Source organism: Pseudomonadota bacterium (assembly GCA_030859565.1).
Lineage (GTDB): Bacteria > Pseudomonadota > Gammaproteobacteria > JACCXJ01 > JACCXJ01 > USCg-Taylor.
In genome coordinates, this window is record JALZJW010000035.1 from 21,392 (window position 1) to 30,472 (window position 9,081).

A 9,081-nucleotide genomic window follows, 5' to 3' on the forward strand; every position below is an offset into this window, starting at 1 on the left:
CGGTAAACCCTCAGGGTGTTCGTCTGGCAACACGCCGATGGGTCGCCTTCACAATAAATTATAGCGCGCGCTGACTACTTTTGGATTTGTCCGTTAACACATGCCAGAGCGACCGCACGTTAGAGCGGCTCTCGTGCAGCACCATCGTGATGGCGATTTGCTCGATCGCCGCGAGCAAACAAATCGGCGTGGCCAGCCGAAACGGCCAGGTCGGACCGCCGGCAAACATGAGGAAAGCAGTGCTAGCAGCGGCCGCGGCCGCCAACTTAACGCCCCAGGTGTGATAGGTGGGAAAGACCCTGAATTTCAACATACCGATGATGGCAGGCAGGGCGGAGCTCACGATGATCGCCATGATGAAGGGCGCTTCTTGGCGCATGATGTCCGGCCATAACCACCACGCCGTGACCGGGATCGTGGCGTACATCACTACGTCGCCGGCGGTGTCCAACCGGGCGCCGAGTGCGGATTCCTGCTTCAATACCCGGGCGATGAAACCGTCGAGCGCATCGCTCAAGAACGATAGTACGAGGACCGCCAAATAGGCCCTCGGCATCCCATGCCAAGCGAGCAGGCCGAGCACGGGCGCCGCGACGAACCGAAAGCAGCTCAGCAAGTTCGGCCAAGTGAGCATGCCGTTGATGTTCTCCTGAAGTGCCATTTCGGTAGCCCAAAAGATTTCGCAAAAATATCACAGTCGCGGCAGCGCAATGTCATATGCACCGCAGCGTGTTGATCAGTCTTCCTTCCCTCGCGCGCGTAACCACCAACGGGTCCAGATGAATTCGAGAACAAGGATCGCGATTCCGGCGGGGATGACCATGAATGCCGGACCCGGTAGCACGATGATCGCAACGACCGCGATGAGTGTCGTGGCTCCGAGCATCACGCCCACGAGCCGCCGGGCCAGTGCATCACCGCCAGACTTCATAACTCGATGCGGCGATCCATACCTGCCGGTTCCAGCGCCAGGGAAAACACCGCGTACAGGGCCGCGTGGTCGGACAGGCGCCGCCAGGGCATGCCTTTCAAGCAGCTGCAAGTGATCGGGGTCGCGCCGCGATAAAAGATGCGGTCCACGGCCAATACCGGATACCAGACAGGAAAGGTCTTCGCCGGCTGGTTGTTCAGGGTCACGAACACATCCATGAGCCCAAGGTGAGTCCGCATTTGGAATTCCGCCTGGCGTGCCCAATCATTGAAGTCCCCGGCGATAATCAACGGCGCATGACGAGGGACGTGGGACTGGATGCGTCTCGTGAGCACCGAAAGCTGGTGCCGGCGTTCCGCGGCGATGAGCCCGAAATGTATGCAGATCACGTGAAGCGGCTGTTCGACTTGCGGCAGCGCGATCTCGGCATGCAGCACACTGCGGCTCGCGATGGGATTTCCCGACACGTTGATGTTTTCCCAGAAGCGGATGGGATATTTGCTGAGGATGGCGTTTCCGTGATGCCCGGCATCATAGATCGCGTTTTTCCCGTAGGCGCGGTGCGGCCATCTCCGGTCGGCCAAGAAGTCCAATTGCGGCGCGTTCGGCCAATCGTCGATCAACCATTGCCGGTACGCGTGGGCGCCTTGGATCTCTTGCAAAAAGATCAAGTCGACATCGGCTCGTTCCAATGCGTCGCGCATCTGATGCAGGACGAAACGCGCGTTGCCGGTGCTAAACCCTTTGTGGATATTGTAGGTCATCACCTGCAAGGTGAACGCCGGGGCGGCCCCGGCATCGCGGGGCAACACCGGCTCGGGACCGGAAGTGAGGCCCGGGCGCGGTTTCCTCGGGATTTTTCTTGCCACGAGCTTCATCAACGGCGTCGCCTTCTTTCGAAACGAATTAGATGTTCGCAGGTTGTCGCTAGCTGATGCTGCGCTGAATCACGGGGATCGGAGCAATCAAAAGCAGTATGAGTAACAACAAATCCAAGCGCAAGACGTGCGGTAGCGGTGACGCTCGCCCAGGAAGCCGACCAGCTTAAGCAAGCGCCCAGACACGGTTTGCCTTAGAGTTTGTGAAAAAACCTACTACGCTCGGGATCTCGTGTTCCGGCGGTGCTCGGAATCCTCATGTATTTCAATATACACTCCGGTTCCTGCGTTCCGGCGGAACACGACCTCCCTTCGCTCGCGACGGTTTTTTCACAAACTCTTAGGCTGTGTGATCGGGCAGCACCTCAATCTGCCGTATGACGGCGCGCGTAAATTCGCCGCTCGAGGCCTGTCCGCCCAAGTCGCGGGTCCTGATACCCTCCTTCTGGAGCACGGTATGAATGGCCTGCCGCAGGCGGCTAGCGGGAGCGATTAGGTCCAGGTGATCCAACATCAAAGCCGCGGCCAGCATGATCGCCGTCGGGTTGGCGATCCCGCGGCCCGCGATGTCCGGCGCTGAACCGTGCACTGCTTCAAAGATGGCAGTATCGGCACCGATATTGGCCCCGGGTGCGACGCCCAGGCCGCCGACGAGGCCCGCGATCTCATCGGATAATATATCTCCAAACATATTGGTCGTAAGTAACATGTCAAACTGGTTCGGATTGAGCACGAGCTGCATGGCGGTGTTATCGACGATGCGTTCTTCGATTCGCAATCTGCCTTCGTATTGGCGTCCGATGTCGAGCACCGTCTCGAGGAACAGCCCGGTCAACGCCTTCAATATGTTGGCCTTATGCACGATGGTGATCTTTTTCCGCCCGTGGCGCAGCGCGTATTCGAAGGCGAAATGAGCGATCCGCCGGCACCCGGAACGCGTGTTGATCCCCGAGGCCTCGGCGACCGCCTTCGGATCGTCATCGATGGGGATGAAATGCTCAATGCCGACGTAGAAGCCTTCGGTGTTTTCGCGGATGAGAACGAGGTCTACATCCTCGAATCTTCCACCGCGAAATAAAGAGCGGGCCGGCCGCACGTTCGCAAACAGCTTAAATTCGTTGCGCAGGCTGACGTTTACCGACCGGTAACCGCCGCCTACGGGTGTCGTAAGCGGCCCCTTGAGCGCCAATTTCGTGCGCCGGATGCTATCGATCGTCGCCGCCGGCAAGGGATCGCCGCCCTCCTTCGCAGCCTCCATGCCGGCCTGTTGTACGTCCCAATTAAAAGCGACGCCCAGTGCGTCTAAGACCGTGAGCGCGCAATCGACGATCTCGGGCCCGATGCCATCGCCTCGGATCAGCGTGACCGGAATGTTCTCAGTCGTCATAGCCCCCCCTTTGTTCACAATTATCTTACGCTAATCCGGCGCCATAAGCGCCGGCCCAGAGCGATCCGGGCTGGCTGCCATCTACGCGGATCGGGGTGGAAACGCCAAGATTTTGACATTCGCGAACAGCAATGGTCTACTAAAATCCTCTCGCCCGGACGATTAGGCGATGAGCTATGCATCATGAACAGCAGCGTTCTAATTATTGAGGATGACCCCGGCCTGCGGCCAAAGCTCGCAACCGTGATGGAATTCCTGGAGTATCGGCACATCATCGCCTGCGGCCACGGCGAGTGGGAGCCCCGGCTTCGGGAGGCGGAAACCGTTGATCTGGTTTTGTTGGGGAGTTGTGGCTCGGCGCGAACGTTGATCGACGTGTTCCGTGCCCTTAAGACCTCCGATCCTTATCGCCCGGTCTTGCTCGTCTCGGAAGCGGGCGGATCGCCGAAAAGCAACCAGGAGATCGAGGCCGGGATCCTCGGCGAGATCGAATTGCCGCTCCGTTATAAGCAATTCACGGGCGTGTTGCAGAAGGTCGATCTTTATCGGCAAAACCGGCATGAGGACGGCACGCCCAGGTCCGTGGAGCTTTTTCGGAGCCTGGTCGGCACCAGTGCCGGTATCAAGCGCATACGCAAAATGATCGGGATGGTGGCCGCCACCGATGCGAACGTGTTGATCACCGGCGAGTCGGGCACGGGCAAGGAAGTCGTGGCAAGGCACCTCCACTACAATTCAAAACGGCGGAGTAAGCCTTTCGTTCCGGTGAATTGCGGCGCCATTCCCGCCGATCTCTTGGAAAGCGAGTTGTTCGGGCACGAAAAAGGAGCGTTTACCGGAGCGATCACCTCGCGGCAAGGCCGCTTCGAGATGGCCGAAGGCGGATCGCTGTTTTTGGATGAGATCGGCGACATGAGCTTGGCGATGCAAGTGAAACTGTTGCGCGTGCTACAGGAACGCACCTTCGAGCGCGTCGGCAGTAACAAGAGCATCACCGCGGATGTACGCATCGTCGCCGCGACCCATGTCAATTTGGAAGAGGCCATCGCCAAGGGCACGTTCCGCGAGGACCTTTTTTACCGCTTGAATGTTTTCCCGATTGAGATGCCGCCGCTGCGGGAACGTATCGAGGATGTACCATTGCTCGTGAACGATCTCGTCGCTCGCTTGGAGCACGAAGGCCGGGGCAGGTTACGATTAACCGACCTGTGCCTCGAATCACTGACAGGTTATCGCTGGGCCGGTAACATCCGGGAGTTAGCGAACCTGATGGAACGGCTGGCGATCCTCTACCCCGACGTGGTAGTGGACTTACATGATCTCCCGGAGAAATATCAAGCAGTCGAGTTAGCGGAGCGAGCGCCGATTCTCGTGAGCGAGCCGCACGCCGAAGAGGTTTCGTCCTTGCCGCGGTTGCCGCGCGGGGGGATCGATCTCAAGGAACATCTGAATAATCTCGAGTACACGATGATCAAACAGGCCCTCGATGAGGCCCACTGGGTGGTTGCGCATGCGGCTAAGCGATTGAAAATGGGGCGTACGACCTTGGTCGAGAAGATGAAAAAATTTGGGATGCACCGCGCCGAGGAAACGGTGAACGGCTAGCATGCCTTGGCAAGCCTGGGCGGGACGATCACTTACTCTTCCAAACCCGCGCAAATCAAAGCCGATGGGCTGATGAAACCGGTACTGATCTTTCGGCATGTCAACTGCGAAGGGCCGGGTTACTTGGCGGAGTTCTTGGCCTTGCGCGGTATCTCGTTCGATCTCATACGAATTGATGAAGGCGAGGAATGGGCGCTTGATATCGACAGGTGTTCGGCGCTCGTGTTTATGGGCGGTCCGATGTCCGTCAATGATCCCTTACCGTGGCTGGAACAAGAGCTGGCGCTCATTCGGACGGCCCACGCCCGGGGTTTGCCGATACTAGGCCATTGCCTCGGTGGCCAGTTGATCAGCAAGGCATTGGGTGGCGCGATCACCCCCAGTTGCGTTCCAGAAATCGGCTGGCGCCCGGTCGAGTGCGCGGGTGGCGAGGAAGCGGCGGGCTGGCTTGATGGTTTGCCACCTCGGTTCGAGGTCTTACATTGGCACACCGAGACCTTCAGTATTCCTCCCGGCGCCGCTCGGCTGTTAAAGAGCGATCTTTGCGAGAATCAGGCGTTTGCGATCGGCAATACGCTCGGCATGCAATGTCATATTGAAGTCACGGCGAAGATGGTGACCCAGTGGGTAAAGGTGTACCAGGATCAACTGGCTGCGCTCTCTACGAGCGTGCAGGCCCCCGATGAGATCACCCGCCGGCTTTCCCAACGCGTGAAGGCGCTGCGGCGCATCGCCGAGCGGTTTTATTGCCGATGGCTGGAAGGATTCAGCGATTAATCGCGCCGGCGCCGTTGTTCAAGCACACTAAGGAAGCTCTGCACAAGTGTCGCGAGCAAGCGCAGATGCGCGAAGCCGCGGAGCGAGTCGCGAGACATATCAGGTAGATAGGCGAGCGACGCGCGAGCACGCGCCAAAGCAGATGGGCTGCGCAGTAACTTTTGCAGAGCTTCTCTAAATGACCTGCTTTTCTCTGATCTCGTCCAAGGTCTTGCAGTCGATACAAAGCGTCGCCGTGGGCCGGGCCTCGAGGCGCCGGATCCCGATCTCGACTCCGCAGTATTCACAGTATCCGTAGTCGCCCGTGTCGAGGCTCACGAGCGATTCTCCGATCTTCTTGATTAATTTGCGCTCCCGATCGCGGGTGCGCAACTCCAGTGCGAATTCCTCTTCTTGAGTTGCTCGATCATTCGGATCCGCAAAACTCCCCGCGTCGTCCTGTAAGTGCTGAACCGTGCGATCGATCTCCTCGATCAGATCGCGGCGCCAGCCCAGGAGGATCTTCCGGAAATGCTCGATCTGCGCCGGATTCATGTATTCCTCGCCCCGCTTCTCTTTGTACGGCGCGAAACCGTCGTACCACGACGTGGTCGCGGCCCCGAAACGCGCCACTTTCGCCTCGCTAGTTTTCGCGACCTTCTTCTTGGCGGGCACTGCCCTTACCTCATGTTTAGAAAAATGAGCGCGCAGTTGTACCAAAAACCCGGGAGGGACGCAACGCCTTTAAGCACTAAAGGGCTCGCGTCAAACCGAGCTGCTCGGCGGGCTCCCAGCCGGGCGCCTGATAATGCGCGATGACGCTCGTGTATAAGCCCCCGCGCACGTTGAAGCGTGACGTCAGTCTCGCAAACCGCGGCCGGCACGTTGACACGATCTCATTCAATATCTTGTTTGTGACGTCCTCGTGAAAAGCGCCTTGATCGCGGAAGGACCAGACGTAGAGCTTGAGCGACTTCAGTTCGACGCACTCTCGATCGGGGACATAGAGCAGCTCTAAGGTGGCGAAATCGGGCTGCCCGGTCTTGGGACATAGACAGGTGAATTCAGGAATTTCTATCCTGATCACGTAGTCGCGGGTAGGGCTCGGGTTCGGAAAGGTTTCCAGAGGCGCCCTCGGTTGCGTTGACATCGCGGGTCCGTCAAGATTGGTTTCAAAGCGCGGAGCTACTTTTTAAAGTCATGGCTGCATAGCGCGGATTAGCTGGCAAGTATATACCCATCCGGACCTCCCTGGGGCCGGCGCCTTTACCTTCATGCGAGTTCCTGCTACAAACTGGGGCGGTGTTTCTTGAACAACGGATGCAAAACGCCTGGTACGGACAGCATCGCTGGTGCGCCTTGTTGTCGCCGTTGAGCTGGGCCTACCGCGGCGCGGCCTCCGCGAGACGGATGCTTTATTCGACCCCGCTGGTACGTCCGTACACCTGTGCGGCGCCTGTCGTTATCGTCGGAAACATCACGGCTGGCGGCACGGGCAAAACGCCGCTCGTCATCTGGCTTGCGCACTGTCTCAGGCGCCAGGGCTACCGACCCGGGATCGTGACCCGCGGGTACGGGGGACAGGCCGCCAGTTGGCCGCGGCGGGTAGCACCCGATAGCGATCCACACAAGGTCGGCGATGAGTCGGTGCTCGTCGCAAGACGTTGCAATGGCCCCGTGGTGGCCGCCGGCCGGCGGCGCGCGCAAGCCGTTGAACAGTTGGTAGACGACGATAAATGCAATGTAATCGTGTGTGATGATGGGTTACAGGATTATGCGCTCGCAAGGGACGTTGAAATCGCGGTCGTTGACGGCGTTCGCCGCTTCGGCAATGGTCGCCTGTTACCCGCCGGACCTTTGCGCGAGCCGATCGATCGATTAATGCGTGTCGACATAATTGTCACCCGTGGCGAGGCCCTCGATAACGAATATGCGATGAGCTACCGAGCCTCGATAGCCAACGCCGTGGCTGACGATACGGCGGTGCGCACCTTGGATGAATTGCGCGGGCGGCGCGTCCATGCCGTTGCGGGGATCGGACACCCGGATTGTTTTTTTTCACTTTTAAGAGGCTTCGGTATCCAGACGATCGAGCACCCGTTTCCGGATCATTACGGCTTTTCTCGCCGCGATCTCGCATTCACCGATGGGCTTCCTGTCATCATGACCGAGAAAGATGCGGTAAAATGCCGGCGCTTCGCACCAGCCGATGTTTGGTATATTCCCATACAAGCCGAGCTGTCATCGGCCTTCGAAAAAAAATTTATTACACTCTTGACAAGTAAGATCAATGGACAAGCGTCTTCTTGAGATCTTGGTGTGTCCTTCATGCAAGGGCCCGCTGTTGTACAAGCGAGCAGAAGCCGAGTTTATCTGCCGCGCCTGCCGTTTAGCTTATCCGATTCAAGATGATATTCCGGTGATGCTGGAGGACGAGGCACGCCGTATTCCACCGGACGAGAAACTCTAGTTGGATTTTCGCGTCTATATCCCGGCGCGTTACGAGTCCACTCGCTTGCCGGGCAAACCCCTGGCGGACATCGCAGGCAAGCCCCTCATCCAGCACGTTCATGAGCGCGCGCTACAAAGCGGCGCCTCGGCGGTGATCATTGCCACCGATGATGAACGCATTCGTGCGTGCGCGCTCGGTTTCGGGGCAAGGGTTTGCATGACCTCTGCGCATCATCGTTCCGGGACGGAACGGCTGGCGGAAGCGGCGGCGGCTTTGAAAGAAGACGAAGATGCCATTATCGTTAATTTACAGGGTGACGAACCGCGCGTAGCGCCCGCGTTGCTGGCCCAGGTCGCCGGCCTGCTCGATGACCGGCCATGCGCTGATCTGGCGACCCTATGCGCGCCTCTCGGCAGCGCGATTGCGTTGCGTGATCCTAATATCGTCAAAGCCGTGGTGGACCGCGAAGGCTACGCGCTATATTTTAGCCGCGCGCCGATCCCTTGGGATCGCAAGCGATTCGGCGCCGAATCGGCGGCGAGTGAGATGTGCTTGGCGGACCGCGCTTATTTGCGGCACCTGGGTTTGTACGCCTATCGCGTTAAAACCCTAAAGCGCTTAGCGCGGCTAGAACCCTGCGTTTTAGAACACCTCGAAGCGCTTGAGCAATTGCGTGCCTTATACTATGGCTATCGCGTCGCGGTAGCCGTCGTGCAGCGCGAGATAGAACGTGGCGTCGACACTCCTTCGGACCTGGAATACATGCGCCGCGTATTCGAGCGGGAGCACTGCGCTCGCGGTGCGGTGTGACGCACTCCGACGCCTAGCTCGAACCACGTTTCTTCCGTAACACGCCTGTGGAGGAGTATTTGCAGTTGCGGGTATATGTTGTAAGCTTTTCAATACGGCTCGCCGTAGCGACGGCGGGTGCGCTTCTAAGGCGTTAGGTGTGTTTAACGAACCGATTTCGTTGGGCCTGCGGATAGGGCTCACCGATTCCAGGGGTCAACGGGATCTTAACCGTTCGTTAAAGTGTTTTTTATTCTGATGCATGAGGTTGATTGAGTATGTC

Annotated in this window: 11 protein-coding genes; 5 read left to right on the forward strand and 6 right to left on the reverse strand. The window is 58.5% G+C overall.

The window, feature by feature from the left end:
* Window positions 1–58: 58 nt before the first annotated feature.
* The 4 genes from M3436_07265 to M3436_07280 form a co-directional block, all read right to left on the reverse strand.
* On the reverse strand, window positions 59–661 hold the full coding sequence (locus tag M3436_07265) for a CDP-alcohol phosphatidyltransferase family protein (GenBank protein MDQ3563934.1): 603 nt from the start codon (window positions 659–661) through the stop codon (window positions 59–61).
* A 75-nt stretch (window positions 662–736) separates the two neighbouring features.
* Window positions 737–931: a PGPGW domain-containing protein gene (locus M3436_07270; GenBank protein ID MDQ3563935.1), complete on the reverse strand. Its 195-nt coding sequence runs from the start codon at window positions 929–931 to the stop codon at window positions 737–739.
* Window positions 928–1,809, reverse strand: coding sequence for an endonuclease/exonuclease/phosphatase family protein (locus M3436_07275; GenBank protein MDQ3563936.1), 882 nt, complete (start codon window positions 1,807–1,809; stop codon window positions 928–930). The genes M3436_07270 and M3436_07275 overlap by 4 nt, the downstream gene beginning before the upstream one ends.
* A 340-nt stretch (window positions 1,810–2,149) precedes the next feature.
* Entirely contained in the window at window positions 2,150–3,196 is a 1,047-nt protein-coding gene (locus tag M3436_07280; GenBank protein MDQ3563937.1) for an isocitrate/isopropylmalate family dehydrogenase, read from the reverse strand.
* A 183-nt stretch (window positions 3,197–3,379) separates the two neighbouring features.
* Here M3436_07280 and M3436_07285 point away from each other — a divergent pair, with 183 nt between their 5' ends.
* Window positions 3,380–4,801, forward strand: coding sequence for a sigma-54 dependent transcriptional regulator (locus M3436_07285; GenBank protein MDQ3563938.1), 1,422 nt, complete (start codon window positions 3,380–3,382; stop codon window positions 4,799–4,801).
* 72 nt (window positions 4,802–4,873) lie between these two features.
* Window positions 4,874–5,578, forward strand: a complete 705-nt coding sequence (locus M3436_07290; GenBank protein MDQ3563939.1) for a type 1 glutamine amidotransferase — start codon at window positions 4,874–4,876, stop codon at window positions 5,576–5,578.
* A 174-nt stretch (window positions 5,579–5,752) separates the two neighbouring features.
* Here the strand turns inward: M3436_07290 and dksA are convergent, their stop codons facing one another.
* Both dksA and queF read right to left on the reverse strand, forming a co-directional pair.
* Complete coding sequence (gene dksA, locus M3436_07295; protein MDQ3563940.1) at window positions 5,753–6,112, reverse strand: RNA polymerase-binding protein DksA; 360 nt, start codon at window positions 6,110–6,112, stop codon at window positions 5,753–5,755.
* A 196-nt stretch (window positions 6,113–6,308) separates the two neighbouring features.
* The gene (gene queF / locus M3436_07300) at window positions 6,309–6,707 is read right to left on the reverse strand and encodes a preQ(1) synthase (protein MDQ3563941.1); all 399 of its coding nucleotides are present in this window, start codon (window positions 6,705–6,707) and stop codon (window positions 6,309–6,311) included.
* A gap of 170 nt (window positions 6,708–6,877) precedes the next feature.
* On the opposite strand from queF, the gene lpxK reads away from it, so the two are divergent.
* The 3 genes from lpxK to kdsB are packed head-to-tail and all read left to right on the forward strand — an operon-like array spanning window position 6,878 to window position 8,819.
* Window positions 6,878–7,867: a tetraacyldisaccharide 4'-kinase gene (gene lpxK / locus M3436_07305; GenBank protein ID MDQ3563942.1), complete on the forward strand. Its 990-nt coding sequence runs from the start codon at window positions 6,878–6,880 to the stop codon at window positions 7,865–7,867.
* Window positions 7,848–8,027, forward strand: a complete 180-nt coding sequence (locus M3436_07310; protein ID MDQ3563943.1) for a Trm112 family protein — start codon at window positions 7,848–7,850, stop codon at window positions 8,025–8,027. The genes lpxK and M3436_07310 overlap by 20 nt, the downstream gene beginning before the upstream one ends.
* Complete coding sequence (gene kdsB, locus M3436_07315; protein ID MDQ3563944.1) at window positions 8,028–8,819, forward strand: 3-deoxy-manno-octulosonate cytidylyltransferase; 792 nt, start codon at window positions 8,028–8,030, stop codon at window positions 8,817–8,819.
* The last annotated feature ends 262 nt before the right edge of the window (window positions 8,820–9,081 follow it).

What these genes read in the sequence shown, in the direction of transcription:
- M3436_07265 (MDQ3563934.1), bottom strand. Translation starts at nt 661, where the DNA reads ATGGCACTTCAGGAGAACATCAACGGCATGCTCACTTGGCCGAACTTG.
- M3436_07270 (MDQ3563935.1), bottom strand. Translation starts at nt 931, where the DNA reads ATGAAGTCTGGCGGTGATGCACTGGCCCGGCGGCTCGTGGGCGTGATG.
- M3436_07275 (MDQ3563936.1), bottom strand. Translation starts at nt 1,809, where the DNA reads ATGAAGCTCGTGGCAAGAAAAATCCCGAGGAAACCGCGCCCGGGCCTC.
- M3436_07280 (MDQ3563937.1), bottom strand. Translation starts at nt 3,196, where the DNA reads ATGACGACTGAGAACATTCCGGTCACGCTGATCCGAGGCGATGGCATC.
- M3436_07285 (MDQ3563938.1), top strand. Translation starts at nt 3,380, where the DNA reads ATGAACAGCAGCGTTCTAATTATTGAGGATGACCCCGGCCTGCGGCCA.
- M3436_07290 (MDQ3563939.1), top strand. Translation starts at nt 4,874, where the DNA reads ATGAAACCGGTACTGATCTTTCGGCATGTCAACTGCGAAGGGCCGGGT.
- dksA (MDQ3563940.1), bottom strand. Translation starts at nt 6,112, where the DNA reads ATGAATCCGGCGCAGATCGAGCATTTCCGGAAGATCCTCCTGGGCTGG.
- queF (MDQ3563941.1), bottom strand. Translation starts at nt 6,707, where the DNA reads ATGTCAACGCAACCGAGGGCGCCTCTGGAAACCTTTCCGAACCCGAGC.
- lpxK (MDQ3563942.1), top strand. Translation starts at nt 6,878, where the DNA reads ATGCAAAACGCCTGGTACGGACAGCATCGCTGGTGCGCCTTGTTGTCG.
- M3436_07310 (MDQ3563943.1), top strand. Translation starts at nt 7,848, where the DNA reads ATGGACAAGCGTCTTCTTGAGATCTTGGTGTGTCCTTCATGCAAGGGC.